This is a genomic window from Collinsella sp. TF09-1AT, assembly GCF_003436895.1.
Taxonomy (GTDB): domain Bacteria; phylum Actinomycetota; class Coriobacteriia; order Coriobacteriales; family Coriobacteriaceae; genus Collinsella.
Window position 1 is genome coordinate 90,201 of sequence record NZ_QSRC01000008.1, and the last position, 20,699, is coordinate 110,899.

Consider the following 20,699-nt stretch of genomic DNA (forward strand, 5'->3'; position numbering starts at 1 on the left):
GGCTTTCCCCGACGGCTGTCGAGAAAAACCCGTCCCGTAATTTAGGACCGCTAGAACGTTCCGCCGCCGCCTCCGCCGACGCCGCCGCCTCCGCCGCCCGAGAAGCCACCGCCTCCGCCGCCGCTCGAACTATCGGAACTCGAAGCCAGCTCGCGGATGGTCTCGTGATACACGTCGTTAAACGAATCGAGCGGGGACTCGGTACCGTAATGATGGTAATACCACCAGTAGCAGGGATAATTGTCGTAGAAGCCATCGGCCTCGCGCACCTCGGGCGGGACGGCCTCGGCAAGCTGACGCAGCACTTCCTTCGAAACGCCCAGCGCAACACCCATCACCAGCAGCTTGTTCCACAGCACCAGATCTCCCGGGACGGCCTCCTTCAGGCGCGTAAAGTCCTCGAGCCAATGCTTGAGCGCCTTGCAGCGAGCCGCCACCTCGGCGCCCTCCGGCGTGTAACGGCGGAAGGTGCAGCTCAGGACAAAACCCACAATCGTGACGGGGATCGAGATCATAGCGGCACCGACGTTGGCGTCCGCAAAGTCGGTATAGAACAGAGAACCCAAAATGCCAAAGATAATGATGATGCCGAGAACCAGGCCGGCCACCATCGCGATAGTGCCATCCGATGCGATAAACTCGCGCTCCTCCAGCTTGCCCTTAACCGTGCTCTGATAGTCCTCGAGCTTGTCGCCAACAGATTCAGTACGCTCGCTGGCATACTCCTCCAGCTCGCTAAACGTGCGCGAACGGACGCCGTCTTTATCGGGCTTAACGCCAGCGAAGAAGACCTTGAGCACGTCGCGATCGATGCCGTCCTTCTTGGCAGCCTTCCAGGCCTCGTCGGTCACTGTGATGCGATACGTCCGCTCCTCTTTTTCGCGACGGAGCAGACCCTTCTTCTTGGTCTCGGTCGCTTCTTCTAGCTTGATCACGCGGTCGTCGGTCAGCTTCATCAGCGTGGCGATATATGCCTGATCGGGCACGTCGTTCCAGCTCATAAGAGCTGCAAGCACCGCGGGATGGTCGGCCGAGGGCACGTCGCGGAAGTATTCATCTTGGAAAAGCGGCTTTGGCTTGCGACGGCGCAGCTTGAGCACGACGATTACGCCGGTAAAGGTCACCGCCGCGACAACACTTACCGCGGCAAGCGTATTTGCGATCATGCGGGCGCGGGCGCGGCGGGCGTTGGCCTCCTCGGCCCATGTCTTCTCCTCGCTCAGGATTGTCGGCATGCGCTCCTCGCTCGAGGCGGAAAGTCCTGGCACCCAGTCGCTGGGGAAGGCGATGCGCGCCTCGGCAAATTCGCCCTCGTGCACGCACGGAATGGCGTAGGTGACCATGGGTTCGTCCGCATCGATCGATACGTCGCCCGTCAGTGGGCCGTGGCCCCACGCACGGAAGTTGTCGCCCTTGCTCGCTGGCGTTCCGATGGCACCGTCCGCGAAGTAAACTTCCATCTCGACGTCGTCGGAATTCGCAGACCAGCCGTCACCCACGAACTTCCAGTAGAGCTCGGCGGTATCGGCCCAGTTCATAACCGCACCGGTCATGGTGTAGCTCACGTAATAGATCGCGCTGTCGTCGCTCTCGTGGGGGCTGAAAACCTTGATCCTTACGCTGCCGTCGGACTGCTCAACCGTATAGACGCCGCTGTCGCCTTTGTTTGCATAGTCGACCCTGCTAAACGCGGCATCGTCTTCCTCGACGCTCAGCACATCGACGCCCGCCGTGCCGCCCTGCTGGTTGGTGCCCGTATTGATATCCCAATACACGCCGTTGATATCGTCGTCGAAATCAAACTGGCGTCCCTCGACAACGGTCAGCGATCCATCGGCTTCGACCGTGGCACCGATATAGGTTTGGGTCATGGAGTAGCCGTCGGCGTGCGCGGCGGCAGGCAGTAGCAACAACGCAAGCGCGACGAGTGCGCAGACGGAAGCGAATCGCGCAAACAGGTGGCGCTGCCGGCAGGTCTTGGCAACGGGGGCGTTCATAGGCACATCCTTTGTCTGTGATACCAGTAGCGTCATTGTCCCACGTTTGCGGGTTCATGTGACGAACATCTAGGTCAGCGGAGTGTCAAAACGGGACAAAAGTCACGCCCGCACCCCGGCAGTTAGTCATTGGGGACGTTCTTAAATGACTAGTCATTAGGGACACTCCTTGGCATGGCCTGTGCCAGCAATAGATACCACTTCACAGCACCGTCACAGGTGTAGCGGCTTTGTGTTGGCGCGGCACGTGCTGATTGAGCCGCCAACCGAGGGGCATAAAGCAGTTGAGCGAAAACGGTTGCCCCTTTCCCGTTCGCTCGAGGATCATGTCCCCCTTTTCCGCGGAAACCCCGGCAGTTGCGAAGAGCTGCCGGGGTTTCTGTCGTTTGAGGGGTTGGGCTGGCGGGCGGCGATTGAGCTGTCGAGCCGGTGGTCCGACACGCGCAACGCGCGGCCTCGGCAACTTGCGGGCCACGGCAACGTCTCCCCCACCGCGCCCCGCGCTATACTCGTCCGCATGGATATCAACACACGCAACATAGCAACACCCGCCGCGGACGCCCCGGCAACGGCAGTGCCCACCCCCGTCGTGGGCCGCCTTGCCCCGTCGCCCTCGGGCCGCATGCACCTGGGCAACGTGTTCAGTTGCTTGTGCGCGTGGCTTTCGGCCCGCAGCCAGGGCGGCAGCATCGTGTTGCGCATCGAGGACCTCGACGATCGCTGCAAGCGACCGGAGCTTGCCGTTCAACTGATTGACGACCTGGCCTGGCTGGGACTCGAATGGGACGAAGGCCCCTACTACCAGCACAATCGCCTGGACTTGTACGAGGACGCCCTGCACCGGCTACAAGACGCCGGCCTCACCTATCCCTGCTTTTGCACGCGCGCCGAGCTCCACGCCGCAAGCGCGCCGCACGCCAGCGACGGCACGCCCATCTACCGCGGCGCCTGCCGCGCTCTTTCTACCGAAGAAGTTGCACGCCGCAGTGCTCTGCGCGCCCCGGCCACACGCCTGCGCGTGCCCGCCGTCGATGACCTCGCCGACGACGTGGTCGAATTTGTTGACCGCACGTACGGCGCCCAATGCGAAGCACTCGCCACCGAGTGCGGCGACTTTTTGGTCCGCCGCAGCGACGGCGTTTTTGCCTATCAGCTAGCCGTAGTGGTCGACGACGCCGCCATGGGCGTCACCGAGGTCGTGCGCGGATGCGATCTGCTGGGCTCCACGCCCCGCCAAATCTACCTGCAGCATCTGCTGGGTCTTCCCACGCCGCACTACGCACATATTCCGCTGCTCATGTCGCCGGATGGCCGCCGCCTTTCCAAGCGCGACCGCGATCTGGACCTGGGCGAACTCCGCGCCCGCTTTGGCACGCCCGGAGCGCTGCTGGGCTGGCTCGCCGGGCAAACGGGCATCGCACCGGACACCACGCCGCGCTCTGCCGAGCAGCTGGTCGAGCACTTTAGCTGGGACGTTATCCGTGCGCACCGCGAGAACATCACCGTAATGGCCGAGTAGTCAAATACGCCCCGCCCCCTCGCCCCCCTCAACGAGGACATAATTCTGCGTCTTGTTATGTGCGGAATAATTCCGTACAATTGTGCAAAGGAGGTTTTTGCCATGCCAACGATTGAGAAACAACGCCGTATGGATCTAAGGTTGACCGAACGTCAACGCCTTACTTACGAGCGCGCCGCGGCCTTGCGCGGGCAAACTCTCACCCAATGGGCCACAGCCCACCTTGACGAGAGCTCCGCACGTGATATCGCCGAGGCATCAACAACCTATCTTTCTCCTGATGGTTTCGATGCATTTTGCGAAATGCTCGATTCCCCCATGCCCCAAGCCGCAAAAGCGCTGCTTGACCGTAAAGCGGTTTGGGAATGAGCACATTTACCAAGCCCGTTCAACTCCCCGTTGGCCAAGGCATCGAGGCTTTCCACTGCGGAAATACTCTTGTAGACGGATGGGCTAAAAACAGATCAGCCTCGGCGCGAAGAAGAGGATCAGCAGTTATATACGCATCGTATTGCGACGGCGCAGTCGCTGGGTTTTATACGTTGTGCACGCACTCCGTGGCTCGCGAAAATGTTGATGGAGGATGGTTCGTGCGAAACTCCCCCTCCCAAGTCCCCACAGTGCTGCTTGGAATGATGGGGGTCGATGAGAAGTTCAAGGGGCTTGGTCTTGGAGCTTCACTGCTCAAAGATGCCATCGAGAACGCCTTGAAAATTTCTGCCCTAGCAGGAGCGCGAGCTTTAGTTGTCAATCCAGTAGATGATGAGGCGGCAGCATTCTATGAACATTTTGGCTTCGCCACCCTACCGGGCACCAACCGAATGGCGCTGAAACTTTAGATCATCGGGCGACATCTCCTCCAGCTCCCAGCATGCCCTAAGTTACCCTACAAATAAAGATTACTACTGAAATGTAGGGTAACTACCCAAGGTATCGTATGAAGTTCTCGCTATGCCCACCCCTACGCAACATCCCAGGGCTGGAGTTCGTCGCCCAGGCGAACGATGCAGTCGTAGAGCACGGTGTGGCGCTCGGCTGGGTTGGCATCCCGATGAAAATGACCGTAGTACCAGCGCTTGTAGTCCAAGCGGTCCTCCAGCTCATCGAAAAATGCCGTAAGCCGATCAACGGCGGGATAATTCCAGCCGGGCGCCGGATAGAGCGTGGGCGAAAGCATGCGCGTAGAGCAGGTGTGGGTGATTACGTAGTCGACCTTCCAGCCCACGCTGTCGAGTTTTGTCCGTGCCTCCTCAAAGTTGCGCTCGTCCGGCAGCTCCTGCGGCCACCAGCTGGAATACGGAGTGCGGTATTCCTTGTCCACGCTCGTGGCGCCGCCCATGGTAAAGACCGTTGACCCGTCGAGCTCAAAAACCTCGCCGCGCGTCAGGCGCCGTATGGGGGAGGTGTCCGACAGGCGCTGTGTCAGCCCACCGTGCCACAGCTCCATGGGACGCTCCGCCCAGTGATCGAACCGCTCGTGGTTGCCGTCGACGAACAGCACGGTATAGGGGCGCGACTCCAGCCAAGCGATATCGGCACATTCCTCGGCAGAGAAATCCCACAGAAAGCCAAAGTCGCCCGCGACAATCAGATAGTCGTCGCTCGTCAAGCTATCCCCAAGGTCCCAATCGCGCAGCTTTTGCATGTCGAGGCCGCCGTGAATATCGCCCGTCACATAGACCGTCATCGGATCACCACTTCCCTGTAAGTCGCTAGCCTCCATTCTGCACGATCACTAAGCCAACCGTTCCAGCCCTTCCATCCCTTAGGGCTTACCCCTCGTTCTTCCATCCAAACGGGTCAAGCACCCAAAAAACCAGATCGAGCGCGCTGCCGGTCATCATGGCGCCGGCAAGGGCCATGCAAATGTGTAGAGAGACGGCACTTCGGAGCACGTCGAACGGCCCCAGAACAGCCAGCAGCGCGACCGCTGCGCCGGCAAGGCACAGCACGAGGCACGGCCCCGCGTCCTTGACGTACTTCTTTGCGAGATGCTTGGTGTTGTCACTCATTACTATCGAGCTCCTTAGAGGGTCGTTGTTCAGGTACATGCCGCCGCGGCAGAGCAGGGCGACAGGATAAGTGTCACATGTCGTGCGGACATCAATGAAGAAACCGCCTGCTCGACCAACCCTTGACGCCGTTTTGCACCGGCACCCCATCCCCCGCTATCGAGGTCTAATACTTTTCCCGAGAAGTGAACGGCTGATTTTGGACCCCTGAAACATCCGCATTTTTCGGCAGCAAAATCGCAGGATTTCAGCACCGAAACCGCAGGAAACGACACGCTCAAAGTGTCGATGCTTCGGCGGTCCGATTTAGCTCGTTCACTTCTCCGGAAAAGTATTAGACCTTGATTCTTTGCTGCCCCGAGGGTGCGGCGCTTCCTTCTCTGGAACCCTCACTAGCACTGGCACCCCTAGCCGCTGCGACCGCAGGCATGCCTATAATGAGACATGTTTCCTAATGAGAAAGGAATCCAGCTATGAACGAAGCCAAGCTCGCCGATTTGAACGAAATCCAGGACTTTTTCAACCGTGTCGACAGGCCCTCTGTCGAGCCGATAGGCGTCAAAGACTTTATTGGTTGGTGCAACAATCCCTACAAAAATGATTCCAATAGGACAGTAGATGACCAGGCCAATGTGCTTGGTCAAACCGTACGCAGCCTAAATTGCCTTAATGAAGACAGGCTTATGGAGATGAAATCTGCCCTGAAAGAAGGCAGGTGGAATGAATGGCTTAAAAACAATGGTATAAAAGCATCACCGGAAGATGCTGTTTTCTACCTTGCGCTTAAACACCGCACCGACAGCCAAGGGCATTACCGCTTTTACTTCGACAAAGATTCGGTTGCAGAAATCGATGCCTTTAATCCTTTCAAGGACAATACGACTGTTTTAGATCAGCAGTGGCATGTGCTCATCTCCCTGCTTGCGTTCCGTGACGTCGCCCATGCCCTAAGCAACGAGCGGCACGAATGCCATTGCCTATACCAGCACATTAAAGACTGGGACAAAGGTGACTTGAACGCCCTGGAACTGCGATTCAGCCGTTATGCCTCCGGCACCATTGAACTTCAACTTAGATCAAAGGGTAAAAATTGGCTACGGCAGCCCTCTTCGGCGATGAACGAATGGCTTAGGGTAGCGTTGTGCAGGCCGTAGGAGAACTAATCGCCCACCAACCTACTCCAGCCCTTGGCCGCTGTACTTCCCCGTCTCCGAGTCGTAGCTCAACACGGCGACCTCGCCGTTCTTCATGACGTTCCCGTCGATGTAGTAGTGGCTAGCCCCGTCATGCCAGATGCCGCGATAGCCCGCAATGCCCGAAACAACCTCGGTGTTGATATGCCCGGCGATAACATCCAGATAGAACTCGCGCCCCACGTAATCGGGCAGCATCATGGTTAACGACTCGACAGCCGTGCCAAGCTTCCAATCCTCCCCGGCTTCCTCGTCAACGCCGGCGTGCACAAAGACCTGGCCGAAGGGGCTCTCGTAAAAGTAAGGGAGCTTGCGAACCCACGCGATGATGTCCGCGTGCTCGGCCTTTATGCGCTCAACCGTAAAGGCGTAGGCCTCCTCGAACTCCCTGAGCCTCAAAAGGTGCTTAACGTGCTTGAATGCCTCGGCGTCTAAGAAGCTCTTGGCCGTTGCCAGATTGCTGTCGGCAAGTATCCATGCCTGCGTGAAATTGGGGTCATTCACCTCGTCAATGTACTCGAGGAACATCTCCTCGTGGTTGCCGCGCAGCGCCACGACGCGATCGCCGTAGCGCTTTTGCAGGTCCATGACGAGCTCGAAGACCCCGAGTGAATCGGGGCCTCGGTCGCAGTAGTCGCCAAGCAAAACCAGCTTGGAATCCTCGGCATCGAGGTCGACGGTGGAAAGCGATGCCTTAAAGGCGTCCAAGCACCCGTGAATGTCGCTCATAGCGTAGATATGCACGTATGACCCCCTGTTTGCGTCGGGACCCCACTCGTTTGCGCCATGCGGCACGGCGGCCCCTCTGATTTCGCGGGCGCCAGGCAGCTTTGCCCTGACGCGCCCTCAACGTTGACAATAAGTATATCTCGCCGTGCGGACACAAATTTACCCTTGGGCTCTAGCCGCTCGGCCTGCGCTTGCCTCAAAGGCCGCCTCCGCGTCACCCAAAAACTCATCCAACATTAATCTTGGCTCAAGAATCGCTTAATCTATAACCTGCACTATAGAGTTCGACAGAGGGCGGGGCGGCGGCGCGCGACGCAGGCCGCCGAACGCAACGCTTGCGCCCGGGCAAATCGCCTGGCGTCGCGCCCATCGAACGAAAGGACAGGTCATGGACGACCTCGAAAAAGTTGAAACCATCCGCACCAAGTGCAACGTGAGTTACACCGATGCCAAGGCAGCACTCGATGCCGCCGACGGCAACGTTTTGGACGCCATTATTTGGCTCGAGTCGCAAGGCAAGACCCAGACCACGTCGGCGCACGCCGCCACCGAGTCCGAGCCGGTAGATGAGCCCTCGGCCGAGATGGTCGCCGCGCAGGCCGCCTACGAGAAGTCGAGCGAAAAGACCGACTTCTCCAAGAAGATGGACAGCGTGTGGGAGTACCTCAAAAAGCTCTTCCGCCTGAGCCTGGACACCAAGTTTATCGCCACGCGCCGCGATGCGATCATCCTTAACATCCCCATCCTGATTCCCATCGTCGCCTTGTTTGCCTGGGGCGCCACGATATGGCTGATGCTGATCGGTCTGTTCTTTGGCATGCGTTACCGCATCGATAGCGACGGCGACGTGCCCGGCAGCATCAACAACCTGATGAATCACGCCGCCGATGCCGCAGACGATATCAAGCAAAATCTGAACGACGACAAGTAATCGCAGACGGGGGCACGCATGGCACGAATCCTGATCGTAGAGGACGAGGAGAAAATCGCCCGCTTTGTGACGCTCGAGCTGGAGCACGAGGGCTACCAGGTGGAGCACGCCGCCGACGGCCGCACCGCCGTCGACCTGGCGCTGGAGCGCGACTACGATCTGATTCTGCTCGACGTGCTGCTGCCGCAGCTCAACGGTATGGAGGTGCTGCGGCGCGTGCGCAAGCACAAGGATGTGCCGGTGATCATGGTCACCGCGCGCGATGCCGTGATGGACAAGGTAGCCGGGCTCGACGCCGGCGCCGACGATTACCTGACCAAGCCGTTTGCGATTGAGGAGCTGTTCGCACGGATCCGCGTGGCGCTGAAGCGCTCGGAGGCCATGCGGACGGCTTCGAGCGTTGGCGGCATCGGGACGGGCGCGGCGAGCGACGCGGCCGGGAACGCCGCTGCGATACCCCCGGCTGGCGACTCGACCCAGGCATCCGCCTCGCCCTCCCCCGCTACGCTCACCGTGGGATCGGTTGTGCTCGATCCCGACCGCCGCGAAGTCACCGTCGGCGGATCGCCCGTTGTGCTCACGGCCCGAGAGTTCGACGTCCTCGCCCTGCTTATGGCGCATGCCGGCACCGTGCTCACGCGCGAGCGCATCGCGCACGAGGCGCTGGGCTACGAATACGTAGGCGACACCAACAACGTCGACGTGCACATCGCGCACCTACGCGCCAAGATTGAAGACGCCGGCGGCGCCCGCATCATCCAGACCGTGCGCGGGGTGGGCTATGTCTGCCGCGCATAACGCCGAGACCAAGCGCGTCACCTCCATTGCCCGCGCCATCAACTGGAGCTACATGTGGCGCCGCCTGATGAGCTACGTCTGGCTCGATCTGTGGCTGCTGGTTGTTGCGGCGGCGATCCTGGTCTATGGCTACAACCAGACGCTGCCCGACGGCGCGTTTACCGCAGGCTGGATCCCCGGCGCCACCGTTCACGGCATGTCGTTCGCGCCCGCGCGCGGCTTGGACCTGGCCACGCTCACCTATACCGTCGAGCTTGCGCGCACCACCAAGACCTTCCCCCTCGCGCAGGACCTCATCGCGCTGTGGCCCCTCTATCTTGTCGTTGCGGGAGGGCAAGTCATCAGCGTGCTCAACATGCTCAGCGGCGCTCGCCGCGTGCGCCGCACCATGGCACCGCTCAACGACCTGGCCCTGCGCGTGGACGAGCTCGGCCGCATGCAGCTCTCCGGCGGCAAGATGGAAACGCTGGAGCAGGCAATCGAACGCGCGAGTGTCGACTCGCCGAGCGTCACCACCGGCGACGCCGACCTGGCGAGCATCGAGGTCGCGCTCAACCGCCTGCTGCGCCAGATGCAAGAGGCCAAGCTACAGCAGATGCGCTTTGTCAACGATGCGAGCCACGAGCTGCGCACGCCCATCGCGGTGATTCAGGGCTACGTGAACATGCTCGACCGCTGGGGCAAAGACGACCCGGACGTGCTGACAGAATCCATCGCGTCCCTCAAGGCCGAAAGCGAGCACATGCAAGAGCTCGTGGAGCAGCTGCTGTTTTTGGCGCGCGGCGATGCCGGCCGCACCGTACTGAGGCGCGTGGACACCAACCTGGCCGCACTGGTCGGCGAGGTGTGCGAGGAATCGCAGATGATCGATGCCGAGCACACGTATCGGCTGGCGTACGACACTGCGCTCGCCAGCGACCCGCGCTGCGATGCTTCTGTCGACGTGGCGCTCATGAAGCAGGCCCTGCGCGTGATCGTGCAAAACGCCGCCAAGTATTCGGACGCGGGCACGTCCATCACCTTTGGCGTAGCGCAGGATACGGGCACGGGCGCGATCGACATAAGTGTTGAGGACGAGGGTATCGGCATGAATCAGGAATCCGCAGCTCACGCGTTTGAACGGTTCTACCGTGCCGACAACGCACGCGATGCCGGCGCGCAGGGCTCGGGTCTGGGGCTTGCCATTGCCAAGTGGATTGTCGATAGCCATGGCGGCGTTATTGGCGTGACCTCGGTCGAAGGCGTCGGCAGCCGCTTTACGATTCGCCTGCCACGGTAGGAAGCCCCTCGGCGTAAAAAAGGGATAAGGCCATGCGGCCCTATCCCTTTTGTTCGTTATGGCAGTTTGTGCGCTACTCGCGACACAGATGCACGGCGAAGCCGGCGAACTCGCGCTTAAAGTACACGAGCTTGGTAGAACCGTCGGGCAGCAGCGCGCGCGACTCCTCGTTAACCTCGAGCCCACGCTCGGCAAACCACTTCTCGGCCGCATCGATGTCGTTGACGGCAAAGCCGATGTGGCCCTTGGTGCCACGACCGTTCTGCTTCATGACCTCGATCAGCGAATCGTTAAAGTACGAAACCGGGGTCTCGATAACGGGCAAGCCCATCATCGTCGAGAACAGCTCCGCGATCTCCAAGGCGTCTGCCGGGTCGGCGGCGTTGATGCCCACATGGGCGACGCGCATGCCAAAGAGCTCGACCGGATTGGCGTTCTGCTCATTCATACAGGCAGCGCCTACTGAGCCATGACGTCGAGAACGGCCTTCTCGGCAGCAACGCGGTTCATGCCGGTCATGAAGGGCACGCCGCTCACGTACGGGCAGGTGAGGCCCTCGGGGGCAACGGTGGTGGCGATCAGCAGGTCGGCGCCTTCGTCGCAAGCGTCCTTGGCCTCGGAGATGGCGCACTGCACGATCTCATACTTGCCGGCATAACCGTTGGCGTCGAGCATGGTAGCGACCTTCTGGGCAACGAGCGTGGAAGTAGCAGCGCCAGCACCGCAAGCCAAAACGATCTTCTTCATAGGTAATGTCTCCCTTCATGGTTTACTTTAGGTAAGTGTACCGCAGCGAGCGATGGTGCTCGGCCTCGATGCACTTTTGTACCAGTTTGCCTGCGCGCTGCGTATAATACATCTAGTACGTGTTGTCATACCGCCTGTTTTATGAGCGACCGAGGAGCTCAATATGCCCGATTCCCGCACACTCTGGACCGCCGTCGTCATTATTTGTATCGCCGTGTCGGTGTTCTTTAGCATCAAAAAACGCACCACGTTTAAGCGCCTGCAGCAGTTGATGGCCGCCAAACAGTGGGACGAGTTCGATCGTTTGCTCGACGGCAAGCTCACCAGCATGCTGTACCCGCGCTACAACCGCGACTACCTGCGCCTGAACTCCTATCTGCTGCGCGAGGACCACGAGCACGCCAACGAGATGTTCGACCTGCTGCTGGGGCTCAACCTGCCCAAGATGCAGCGCGTCGACCTGGTAATTAAGGCCTTTAACTACTACGTTGGCCAGGAGGACCGCAAAAAGTCCAAGGAGTTGCTGCACGAGATCAAGGGCTTTGAGGGCGGTCAGGCCGAGGCAGTCGCGCACGAGTGTCAGCTGATGTACGACACGATGATCCTCAAGCGCCACAACGACATTCCCGAACTGGAGCGCATGCTCGAGGATGTCGGCGACGACCCGGTCAAGCGCTGCCGCCTGGAGTACCTGCTGGCCCTGCAGTACAAGAACAAGGGCGACGAGGCCAAGTTCCAGGAGTTCCTGGAGAAGTCGGGCCAACACTCGATGGCCGTCAACGCGTAACGGACGGCTTGTGCTAGACTTCTAGTCTCACGGGGGCGTGGCGGAATTGGCATACGCAGGAGACTTAAAATCTCTCGCCGCAAGGATTGTGGGTTCGAGTCCCACCGCCCCTACCATTGGCTTTTACGGGCCCGTATCTCCCAGAGATGCGGGCCCGTTTCTTTTGCACGCCGGTGGGGCTCGAACCCGCGAGGGGGCAAGCGTTAAGCAAACGCGGAGCGTTTGTAGCGAGCCGGCGAGGGCGCCGGCAGGCGACCGAAGCCGGTGCGTATTTGCGAAGCAAATACGCAGACGTCCCACCGCCCCTACCACGTATTGTTTACGAGCCCGTGTCCCTTTGGGATGCGGGCTCGTTTCTTTTAGATGCCGTCAACTGCAGGGCAGCTAATTTGGGACGGGGCTTTTTTGACTACTTTTCCGCCCACCCAATGAGTTTTCTGGGACGGGGATTAAAAAATCATTAGGTACACAATGATTTTTTAATCCCCGTCCCAGAAAACTCATTCACGGAAAGGCTCGGGCGGACCATGTAGCTAAAAAAGCCCCGTCCCAAAAAGACTACTTTTAGAGTGTGCTGAGAGTGGGGGTCCAGGCGATGGTGGGGGTCGCGCCGTCGAGAGTCTCGTTGATGGTTGCTGCCATACCGGCGAGTAGGCTGTTCTCGCTTACTGTGAGCGTGTCGTAGCCGCCGGCGCGCATGAGTTCGCGAATCACCACGGCGCCAGCGAGAATCACGCCCGCACGCTTGGACTGCACGCCCGGCAATGCGGCAATGCCCGTAACACCCAGCGCGGACATGCACTCGATAGCGGTCGAGACCTGCTCCATCGAAAGCTCGCGCAGGTGCACAAAGCTCGAATCGTACGGCTCCAGCTCGTGAACGAGTGCAACGAGCGTGGTGACGGTGCCACCCACCGCGACCAAGCGCTCGGCGCGCTCAAAGTTGTTGGGCAGGCTCTCAAAGTACGCCGTAAACTGCTCGTTTGCCCAGTCGGCAGCAGCCGCAAGCTCACCTGCCAAAGGCGGCAGCGCCGAGAAAAACCGCTCCGTCACGCGACGGCAACCGATGTCCAGTGAGCGCGTTCCCTCCAGCGCAAAGACCCCGCGCTCAGGCGCATAGACGCCCGTCGCGAGCTCCGTGGAGCCACCGCCCGAATCGGCGACGATGATGCGCTCGCCAGCAAAGTCGTGTGCCACGCCAAAAAACGTCAGGCGCGCCTCGACCTCGCCCGGAATCACCTGCGGTTCGAGCCCCAGCTCGCGCAGGCCGTCTAGCAGCAGGGCGGCGTTGGACGCATCACGCGCGGCGCTCGTGCATGTGGTGCAGATGCGCACGGCCCCAAAGGCACGGGCTTCGTCCACAAACATGCGGCACGCAGCGAGCACGCGCTCAACGGCCGCCTCGCAAAAGCGCCCCGTCGCGTCCACGCCCTCGCCCAAGTCGGTGATCTCGGTATGCTTGGACGATTCCACGATCGCCCCGGCCTCGACCTGCGCCAGCACCAGTCGCGACGACACCGTTCCCAGGTCGATCGCGGCCACCTTATATCGTTTGCACTCTGCCATTGCGGGCTCCCCTCCGGGCGTTACTCGCCTACTCGCCGCTGGACGCGACCGTCTGACCCTCGACGCCGTTAAATCCAAACAGCATGTCGAGCGTCTGAATGTACCACGGCGCGTCCTTGCCGACTTCTTCGATCTCCTTGGCCACCTCGCTGGCCTTCTTGGCGTTCGACGACTTCTTTTCAGCCGACGACGAGTCCGAATCATCGTCCAGGCCCAAGACATCAATCCTAGTCTCACCAGGCATCACCAGGCCCAGGTCCTCGGACGCCGCATCCTTGATGCCCTCCTCCGAGAGCAGCTTGTCGACGCTTTTTTGCAGCTCGTCGTTATATTGCTCGCGAATTTCGACCTGCTTGGCCAAGATATCACTCGAACGCTTAGCCACGTACAGGTCGCGTACGGGAAAATACAGGCTCACGAGCGCCAGCGCCACCACGATACCGATAAACAGCAGGCGCAGAGAGCCATGCGTAAAGTCATAGATCGCCTTGACCACCGCATTGTCGTTGGCGTAGCGCATAAAGTCCGAGCCCGAAAGACGGCTCGAAGGTCTGCTCGATTTGTCGTGCGTCTGGGCCGAGGGACGCGACGAATGCGGCGAACGTGTCGGACGTACTGGTCCATCTGTCGAAGTATTCACTTGAGCATTGGGGCGCGAGATACTTGTCGGGCGCTGCGTGGAGCGGTCGGCGCCGGCGTAGGCGGACCCACCGAGCTGCACCGTGCGCGCAGGGCGAGGCGACGGCTCGCGCGAACCGGCGGAATAGTACCTGTTGTCGTAAATCTGATCCATGTGCGCCTTGTGCGGTTGAGGTTTGTTTGCGCTAAGTCCTTTAGTTATAGCACGAGCATGCGCACCGCCTTCGCCAGCCTTTGCTCGACATAAAAAAGGCGCTGAGCCGTGTGGCCCAGCGCCCGATAGCGCTCTGTAGCATCTAGCTGGAGCGGGGCAAAGCCGAGTCTGTCCCCTCCCCGCCAGGCTCGTCTGTCTAGCGAATGTTGTAAAACGCGGTCTTGCCGGCGTAGCGCGCGCTGCCCTCAAGCTCGTCCTCGATGCGGATGAGCTGGTTGTACTTGGCGATACGGTCACTGCGGCACGGGGTGCCCGACTTGATCTGGCCGGCGTTGACGCCCACGACCAGGTCGGCGATCGTGGAGTCCTCGGTCTCGCCGGAGCGGTGGCTCACGATGCAGGCGTAACCGGCCTCCTTGGCGGTCTCGATGGCCTCGAGCGACTCGGTGAGCGTACCGATCTGGTTGACCTTGACCAGGATCGCGTTGGCGGCACCCAGCTCGATGCCCTTCTTGAGGCGCTCGGTGTTGGTGACGAACAGGTCGTCGCCCACTAGCTGCACTTTGTTGCCAATGCGGCGGGTAAGCTCGACCCAACCGTCCCAATCCTCCTCGGCCATGCCGTCTTCGATGGAGATGATGGGATAGGTGTCGACAAGCTTCTCCCAGTAATCAACCATCTGGGCGCTCGTGTACTCCACACCCTCGCCCTTGAGCTCGTACATGCCGGTCTCGGCGTTGTAGAACTCGGTCGAGGCCGGATCCATGGCGTACATGAAGTCGACGCCGGGCTTAAAGCCGGCCTTCTCCACGGCCTTGGTGATGTACTCGAACGGCTCGGCGTTGGTCTTAAGGTTGGGGGCAAAGCCGCCCTCGTCGCCCACGCCGCCGCCCAGGCCGGCCTCGTGCAGCACGCCCTTGAGGGTGTGGTAGACCTCGGCGCACCAACGCAGGCCCTCGGCAAAGCTCGGGGCGCCCACCGGCATGATCATGAACTCCTGGAAGTCGACGTTATTGTCGGCATGCACGCCGCCGTTGAGGATGTTCATCATGGGCGTGGGCAGCAGGTGGGCGTTGACGCCGCCCAGGTACTGGTACAGCGACAGACCCGCCGACTCGGCAGCGGCGCGGGCAACGGCCAGCGACACGCCCAGGATGGCGTTGGCACCGAGCCTGGTCTTGTTGGGGGTACCGTCCGCGGCAATCAGCGCGGCATCGACGGCGCGCTGGTCGAAGGCGTCGAGGCCCACGACGGCGTTAGCGCACTCGTTGTTGACGTGCTCGACGGCCTGCGAAACGCCCTTGCCCAGGTAGCGGCCCTTGTCGCCATCGCGCAGCTCGCAGGCCTCAAAGGCGCCGGTCGAAGCACCCGAAGGCACCATTGCGCGGCCGAAGCTGCCGTCCTCGAGCACGACCTCGACCTCGACGGTGGGATTGCCGCGGCTGTCGAGCACCTCACGACCGTAGACGTCCAAAATATCGCTCATGTTGTCTCCCTCTCACTTGGAAACGTAGTGGATGCAAGCGACTGGCCGACTGCGCACCGTCGGTGCGCCTCCGTAAGTTAGCCGTCGCACTTTTTGCATTATGCCCTAAGTTAGCCGAAGGATACAATTGTTTTTCGAATTATTTAGCGGGAACGATGAGGCATGTCAGCCCGTCGTTCCCGCAGTCTTACTCCTCCGCCTTGGCGGCATCCCAGAGGTCGTTGAGGCCGTGGGTCGAAAGCTCGGCAAGATCCACGTGAACGTCGGCTGCCATCTGCTCCATCGCGGCCCAGCGGCGGCGGAACTTTGCCGTACTGGCGCGCAGGGCACTCTCGGCGTCAATCCCCTCCTTGCGCGCAACGTTGACCAGGGCAAAGAGCAGGTCGCCAAACTCCATCTCGCGCTCGGGCGAGCCGGGCTCCTCGGCCTCAAACTCGGCACGCTCCTCGGCAACCTCGTCCCACACATCCTGGACCGTCTCCCACTCAAAGCCCACGGCAGCCGCCTTACGCGACACCTTCTGAGCCTGCATCAGCGCCGGCAGATGCGTGGGCACGCCGTCGAGCAGGCCCTCGGGCGTTGCCTCGCCCGCTGCCACGGCCTTGTCCTTGACGGCCCTCTCGGCAAGCTTGACCTCGTCCCAAATCTTGAGCACCTCGTCGGAGTTCTCGGCATCCACATCGCCAAACACGTGCGGATGACGGCGGATGAGTTTGGCGTCGATATCGCGTGCCACATCGGCCAGCGTAAACTCACCGGCGTCCGCCGCAATCTGCGCATGCAGCACAACCTGCATGAGCACGTCGCCGAGCTCCTCGCGCAGATGCGCCACGTCGTCCGCCTCGATGCAATCGAGCGCCTCGTAGGCTTCCTCGATCATGTTCTTGCCGATGCTCTGATGCGTCTGCTCGCGGTCCCACGGGCAGCCATCGGGCTGACGCAGGCGCCAGATGGTCTGCACCAGATGCTGCAGCTCGGCCGACGCATCTACCAGCGTCGACAGGTCGCGCGAACCCTCGGCATTTTGCTGAGCCATATGCTCGGCCATGGTTACTCCTCCTCCAGGATCACGTGGCGGAACGCACCGCCCTCATAGATACCGTAGCTGTGCGTACCGTCCTTGGGAATGCTCACGCTGCCGGGATTGAACAGCCACAGGCCCGGGTGCGCCTCGCTTGCCTCGTTAACCTTGATATGCGTGTGACCGTAGACGAGCGCGGAGCCCTCGGGCAGCGCAGGTGCGTGGTCGACGCTGTTGTGCATGCCGGCGCCAAAGACGTGGCCATGCGTCAGGAACAGCTCGCGGCCGGCCTCGTCGAACAGCGTGGCGTAGTCTGCCATGACGGGAAAGTCGAGCACCATCTGGTCGACCTCGGCGTCACAGTTGCCGCGCACCGCGATGATGCGGTCGGCCAGGGCGTTGAGCAGCGGAATCACGCGCTTGGGGGCGTAATCGCGCGGCAGGTCGTTACGTGGGCCGTGGTAGAGCAGGTCGCCCAGCAGCACGATGCGGTCGGGTTGCTCGGACTCGATGGCGTCGCACAGGCGCTCGGCCCAATATGCCGAGCCGTGGATGTCGGAGGCGATGAGACATTTCATGGGAAGTCCTTTCGGGATGGGGCAAATAGGGTTGGCGTGGCGCGTCGCTCGCCCGTGCTACTCAAATTGCAGTACCGCGCTCTGAGCTGCCTGCATCACGCGCTGGAGCGGCACGCTGTGCTCGCGGGCAAGGCGGGCGCAGTCCTCGTACTCGGGCGCCGCGCGCTCGCTGCCATCGGGCAGGGTGGCTACCTTAACGGACACCTCGCCCCAAGGCGTTGCGACCTGCTCAAAGCGGCGCGGCAGGCAAACGCGCTCCATGACCTGGCGCCGGATGCCATTAGTCGTGGTTTCCAAAAAGATAATCGTCTGCAGGCGCTCGATATCCTCATGCGAGCAGATCACCTGCAGCTGCCAGCCGGGACGGCCTTTCTTGCAGTAGAGGGGCAGCCAGTGCACCTCGCGCGCACCCGCCTCGCGCAGGCGATCGGCGGCGTAGGCGAGCACCTCGGGCGACGCATCGTCGATGTCGCATTCCAGCTTGACGATGGTTTCGGGCGCATCGGTCTCGCGGGACAGCGGTGATTTGCTATCGCATTGCATACGGTCCGGGTCCTTTCCGCACGGGCTCGTTTTGTTCATCCAAACGCTAGCACATCGGACGTGGCGCAGACGTGACTTTCGTCCATCGCCGCCCTCGCCCTTATCCAAATGTGTACGTCAGCCTCCAAATATGCCATTTTTTGTCGGTTTTGGAGGCTGACGTACACGTTTTGAGAGCGCAAGCGAGGCCGCACCGCGCGCCGCGCAGCCTTTCCAATCGATTTCGACCTCCGACGTGCCCGGCGTTTTGAGAGTTGCGCCATTACAATGGAGCGGATTCGCCAAATGCAAAGGAGTCGCCATGCCCGCATGCCCGCTGGTCGATTGCCACATCCATACTTCGTTTTCGGACGGCCATGCCTCCTTTGAGGAAAACGTTCGCGCTGCCGCGGCCGCTGGCTGTCGGGTCATGGTCTCGACCGACCACCTCACCCTGCCCGCCAGCATGGATGCCAACTGCGAGGTGCAGGTTGTCGAAAGCGACTTGCCGGTACATCGTCTGGCCTTTGAGGACGCCCGCAAGCTTGCCGCGCAGATCGCACCCGAGCTCGAGCTTATCTATGGCTTTGAATGCGATTGGTACCAAGGTTGCGAGCCTTTGGTTGAGAGCTGGTCCCAGGGCGCCATCGTACGCCTGGGTAGCGTGCATTGGATTGGCAACCCAGGCGATATTGCGGCAGGCGCCGCAAGCACGGCGGGGACAGAGGACGTCGCTCGCCCCGACACGCCCGATTCGCTCTGCGGCTGGATTGACGACGATACCAACCTGCATGTTTGGGAAAACTTAGGCGTGCGCGGCGTATGGGAGCGCTATGTCGACGACTGGTGCCGCGCCTGCGAGAGCTCGCTCAACTTTGACGTGATGGCCCATCCCGACCTAGTCATGCGTTTTTCGAAAGAGGGCTTTGCGCCCGACTTTAACCCCATGCCCTTTTGGGAGCAGATGGCCGAGTGCGCCCACGACACGGGCCGCCGCGTTGAGGTTTCTACCGCCGCGCCGCGTAAGGGCTTGGACGACTACTATCCCGCAACCGGATTGCTGCGTTGCTTTGCCCACGCCGAGGTGCCGATTACTTTTGGCTCGGACGCACACCGTGCCCGCGACATCTGCTGGAACATCCGTGAGGCCCAGGCACACGCCTACGACTGTGGCTACCGGGCCTTCGATATCCCCCACCCCACCGGCGAATGGGAATCCACGCCCCTCGCCTAAGACTAGTCGTTGGGGACGTTCTTAAACAACTATTGACGGCGGGCGTTGAGTTCGCCGGCCAGCTCATCGAGGGTGATGCCGTAGCGCTCGAGCGTCACGAGCAGGTGGTAGATCAGGTCGCCGGCCTCGTAGCGGATGTGATCGTGGTCGTTATCCTTGCAGGCCATGATCACCTCGCTCGCCTCCTCGGCAAGCTTCTTGAGCAGCTCGTCCTCGACATCGGTCAGCAGGCGAGCGGTATAGCTCTCCTGCGGCGATGCGTCGCGACGGCCGTGAATCACCCCGGCGAGCCCCGTCAGCGTCTCACCGATATTTCCATCCTGAACATTCGCGGTGCGCACACCCATGGTTCAATCCTTTCTGGTTGGCCAAGCGCCTGGTCGAGCGCCCGCCCTACGCGAGTTTTCTAAAGAAGCAGGTACGGTTGCCGGTATGGCAGGCCGGACCCGGCGAGTCGACCTTGACCAGCAGCGTATCGCTATCGCAGTCGGCCCAGAGCTCCTTGACCTCCTGCATATTGCCGCTCGTCGCGCCCTTGTTCCAGAGCTCCTGGCGGCTGCGGCTCCAAAACCACGTGGTCCCGGTCTTGAGCGTCAGCCCCACCGATTCCTCGTTCATCCAAGCAACCATAAGCACCTCACCGGTGTCATACTGCTGAACCACACAAGGAATCAGCCCACGGTCGTCGTATTTGAGCTCTGCCGCGGTTGTCACTTGCTCCATTTAGAAGTCCAATCTCACAGGTATTCCCTGGCTGGCCATGTATTCTTTGACTTCGCGAATACTGAAGGTCCCAAAGTGAAAGACACTTGCTGCCAGCACGGCGTCGGCCTCGCCCTCGATCACGCCCTCGGCAAAATGCTCGAGCGTGCCCACGCCGCCGCTTGCGATCACCGGGATCGGCACCGCGCGCGCCACGGCGCGGGTGAGTGCCAGGTCGAAGCCAGCCTTGGTGCCGTCGCGATCCATGCTGGTGAGCAAGATCTCACCGGCGCCGCGACGAGCCGCTTCCTCGGCCCACGCCACCGCATCGATACCCGTGGCGTTACGGCCGCCCGCGGTAAAGACCTCCCACTTGTCGGCTCCCGGCTCACCGGGCAAACCAACACGCTTGGCATCGATCGCCACGACCACGGCCTGGCTGCCAAATGCAGCGGCAGCTTGGCTGACCAGCGACGGATCGCGCACGGCAGCAGAGTTGAGCGACACCTTATCGGCACCGGCAGCCACCATGGTTCGCATGCCCGCCAGGTCACGAAAACCACCGCCCACGGTATAGGGAATGGCCAACTCCTCGGCCGCATGCGCCGCCATCTCAATGGTCGTCGCACGGTTGTCGCTCGTCGCAGTGATGTCCAGGAACACGACTTCGTCCGCGCCCTCGCGGTCGTAGGCGCGCGCCAGCTCCACCGGATCGCCCGCATCGCGCAGGCTCACAAAGTTGACGCCCTTGACCACGCGGCCGTCCTTAACGTCCAGACAGGGAATCACACGCTTGGTAAGCATG

24 protein-coding genes and 1 tRNA gene are annotated in these 20,699 nt (G+C 61.1%); 10 read left to right on the forward strand and 15 right to left on the reverse strand.

Translation table 11 applies throughout. From position 1 onward, the window contains the following. Positions 1 to 50: 50 nt before the first annotated feature. Positions 51 to 1,997 carry a DUF2207 domain-containing protein gene (locus DXC90_RS08120; RefSeq protein ID WP_158550248.1) on the reverse strand — a complete coding sequence of 649 codons (1,947 nt, stop codon included), beginning with the start codon at positions 1,995 to 1,997 and terminating at the stop codon, positions 51 to 53. 517 nt (positions 1,998 to 2,514) lie between these two features. On the opposite strand from DXC90_RS08120, the gene gluQRS reads away from it, so the two are divergent. From gluQRS to DXC90_RS08135, 3 genes are all read left to right on the forward strand, one after another. Beyond that, the gene (gluQRS, locus tag DXC90_RS08125; RefSeq protein ID WP_255413373.1) at positions 2,515 to 3,516 is read left to right on the forward strand and encodes a tRNA glutamyl-Q(34) synthetase GluQRS; all 1,002 of its coding nucleotides are present in this window, start codon (positions 2,515 to 2,517) and stop codon (positions 3,514 to 3,516) included. Between the two features lie 102 nt (positions 3,517 to 3,618). Beyond that, the gene (locus DXC90_RS08130; RefSeq protein WP_158550249.1) at positions 3,619 to 3,885 is read left to right on the forward strand and encodes a DUF1778 domain-containing protein; all 267 of its coding nucleotides are present in this window, start codon (positions 3,619 to 3,621) and stop codon (positions 3,883 to 3,885) included. Then, positions 3,882 to 4,355 carry a GNAT family N-acetyltransferase gene (locus tag DXC90_RS08135; protein ID WP_117735533.1) on the forward strand — a complete coding sequence of 158 codons (474 nt, stop codon included), beginning with the start codon at positions 3,882 to 3,884 and terminating at the stop codon, positions 4,353 to 4,355. The genes DXC90_RS08130 and DXC90_RS08135 overlap by 4 nt, the downstream gene beginning before the upstream one ends. Positions 4,356 to 4,477: 122 nt before the next feature. Here the strand turns inward: DXC90_RS08135 and DXC90_RS08140 are convergent, their stop codons facing one another. Both DXC90_RS08140 and DXC90_RS08145 read right to left on the reverse strand, forming a co-directional pair. After that, on the reverse strand, positions 4,478 to 5,203 hold the full coding sequence (locus DXC90_RS08140; protein ID WP_117735534.1) for a metallophosphoesterase family protein: 726 nt from the start codon (positions 5,201 to 5,203) through the stop codon (positions 4,478 to 4,480). A gap of 85 nt (positions 5,204 to 5,288) precedes the next feature. Then, complete coding sequence (locus tag DXC90_RS08145; protein WP_117735535.1) at positions 5,289 to 5,528, reverse strand: hypothetical protein; 240 nt, start codon at positions 5,526 to 5,528, stop codon at positions 5,289 to 5,291. Between the two features lie 473 nt (positions 5,529 to 6,001). Here DXC90_RS08145 and DXC90_RS08150 point away from each other — a divergent pair, with 473 nt between their 5' ends. Next, positions 6,002 to 6,682, forward strand: coding sequence for a hypothetical protein (locus tag DXC90_RS08150; RefSeq protein ID WP_117735536.1), 681 nt, complete (start codon positions 6,002 to 6,004; stop codon positions 6,680 to 6,682). 21 nt (positions 6,683 to 6,703) lie between these two features. Here DXC90_RS08150 and DXC90_RS08155 read toward each other — a convergent pair whose 3' ends face one another. Continuing rightward, complete coding sequence (locus tag DXC90_RS08155; RefSeq protein WP_117735537.1) at positions 6,704 to 7,465, reverse strand: metallophosphoesterase; 762 nt, start codon at positions 7,463 to 7,465, stop codon at positions 6,704 to 6,706. A gap of 373 nt (positions 7,466 to 7,838) precedes the next feature. Between DXC90_RS08155 and DXC90_RS08160 the strand changes: the two genes are divergently transcribed. Genes DXC90_RS08160 through DXC90_RS08170 form a run of 3 tightly spaced genes read left to right on the forward strand, consistent with a single transcriptional unit; the run spans position 7,839 to position 10,458 of the window. Next, positions 7,839 to 8,381, forward strand: a complete 543-nt coding sequence (locus DXC90_RS08160) for a hypothetical protein (protein ID WP_055252376.1) — start codon at positions 7,839 to 7,841, stop codon at positions 8,379 to 8,381. Between the two features lie 18 nt (positions 8,382 to 8,399). Continuing rightward, positions 8,400 to 9,179, forward strand: a complete 780-nt coding sequence (locus tag DXC90_RS08165; RefSeq protein ID WP_055252377.1) for a response regulator transcription factor — start codon at positions 8,400 to 8,402, stop codon at positions 9,177 to 9,179. Next, positions 9,163 to 10,458 (forward strand): cell wall metabolism sensor histidine kinase WalK, encoded by a 1,296-nt coding sequence (locus DXC90_RS08170; protein WP_055252378.1) that lies wholly within the window; start codon positions 9,163 to 9,165, stop codon positions 10,456 to 10,458. The genes DXC90_RS08165 and DXC90_RS08170 overlap by 17 nt, the downstream gene beginning before the upstream one ends. Positions 10,459 to 10,531: 73 nt before the next feature. Here DXC90_RS08170 and DXC90_RS08175 read toward each other — a convergent pair whose 3' ends face one another. Then, positions 10,532 to 10,906, reverse strand: coding sequence for a VOC family protein (locus DXC90_RS08175; RefSeq protein WP_055252379.1), 375 nt, complete (start codon positions 10,904 to 10,906; stop codon positions 10,532 to 10,534). 11 nt (positions 10,907 to 10,917) lie between these two features. Beyond that, complete coding sequence (locus tag DXC90_RS08180; protein ID WP_055252380.1) at positions 10,918 to 11,205, reverse strand: PTS sugar transporter subunit IIB; 288 nt, start codon at positions 11,203 to 11,205, stop codon at positions 10,918 to 10,920. 163 nt (positions 11,206 to 11,368) lie between these two features. On the opposite strand from DXC90_RS08180, the gene DXC90_RS08185 reads away from it, so the two are divergent. Continuing rightward, a complete protein-coding gene (locus tag DXC90_RS08185; protein ID WP_117735538.1) occupies positions 11,369 to 11,992 on the forward strand; it encodes a hypothetical protein in 624 nt (207 codons plus the stop codon). Between the two features lie 31 nt (positions 11,993 to 12,023). Beyond that, positions 12,024 to 12,108, forward strand: a tRNA-Leu gene (locus tag DXC90_RS08190). Between the two features lie 448 nt (positions 12,109 to 12,556). Here the strand turns inward: DXC90_RS08190 and DXC90_RS08195 are convergent. The 6 genes from DXC90_RS08195 to larC form a co-directional block, all read right to left on the reverse strand. Then, entirely contained in the window at positions 12,557 to 13,558 is a 1,002-nt protein-coding gene (locus tag DXC90_RS08195; protein WP_117735539.1) for a hypothetical protein, read from the reverse strand. 28 nt (positions 13,559 to 13,586) lie between these two features. Beyond that, entirely contained in the window at positions 13,587 to 14,351 is a 765-nt protein-coding gene (locus DXC90_RS09770; RefSeq protein WP_233502256.1) for a septum formation initiator family protein, read from the reverse strand. Between the two features lie 196 nt (positions 14,352 to 14,547). Then, complete coding sequence (gene eno / locus DXC90_RS08205) at positions 14,548 to 15,837, reverse strand: phosphopyruvate hydratase (RefSeq protein ID WP_117735540.1); 1,290 nt, start codon at positions 15,835 to 15,837, stop codon at positions 14,548 to 14,550. 187 nt (positions 15,838 to 16,024) lie between these two features. Continuing rightward, positions 16,025 to 16,885, reverse strand: coding sequence for a nucleoside triphosphate pyrophosphohydrolase (mazG, locus tag DXC90_RS08210; RefSeq protein ID WP_117735541.1), 861 nt, complete (start codon positions 16,883 to 16,885; stop codon positions 16,025 to 16,027). A gap of 2 nt (positions 16,886 to 16,887) precedes the next feature. Continuing rightward, positions 16,888 to 17,436, reverse strand: a complete 549-nt coding sequence (gene yfcE / locus DXC90_RS08215; RefSeq protein ID WP_117735542.1) for a phosphodiesterase — start codon at positions 17,434 to 17,436, stop codon at positions 16,888 to 16,890. Between the two features lie 57 nt (positions 17,437 to 17,493). After that, positions 17,494 to 17,979, reverse strand: a complete 486-nt coding sequence (larC, locus tag DXC90_RS08220; protein WP_233502257.1) for a nickel insertion protein — start codon at positions 17,977 to 17,979, stop codon at positions 17,494 to 17,496. Between the two features lie 301 nt (positions 17,980 to 18,280). Here larC and DXC90_RS08225 point away from each other — a divergent pair, with 301 nt between their 5' ends. Further along, positions 18,281 to 19,192 carry a PHP domain-containing protein gene (locus tag DXC90_RS08225; protein ID WP_117735544.1) on the forward strand — a complete coding sequence of 304 codons (912 nt, stop codon included), beginning with the start codon at positions 18,281 to 18,283 and terminating at the stop codon, positions 19,190 to 19,192. A 29-nt stretch (positions 19,193 to 19,221) separates the two neighbouring features. Here DXC90_RS08225 and hisE read toward each other — a convergent pair whose 3' ends face one another. The 3 genes from hisE to hisF are packed head-to-tail and all read right to left on the reverse strand — an operon-like array spanning position 19,222 to position 20,698. After that, positions 19,222 to 19,539: a phosphoribosyl-ATP diphosphatase gene (hisE, locus tag DXC90_RS08230; RefSeq protein WP_055252387.1), complete on the reverse strand. Its 318-nt coding sequence runs from the start codon at positions 19,537 to 19,539 to the stop codon at positions 19,222 to 19,224. Positions 19,540 to 19,585: 46 nt separating this feature from the next. Continuing rightward, entirely contained in the window at positions 19,586 to 19,915 is a 330-nt protein-coding gene (gene hisI / locus DXC90_RS08235) for a phosphoribosyl-AMP cyclohydrolase (protein ID WP_055252388.1), read from the reverse strand. Beyond that, positions 19,916 to 20,698, reverse strand: a complete 783-nt coding sequence (gene hisF, locus DXC90_RS08240) for an imidazole glycerol phosphate synthase subunit HisF (RefSeq protein ID WP_055252389.1) — start codon at positions 20,696 to 20,698, stop codon at positions 19,916 to 19,918. Position 20,699 lies beyond the last annotated feature (1 nt).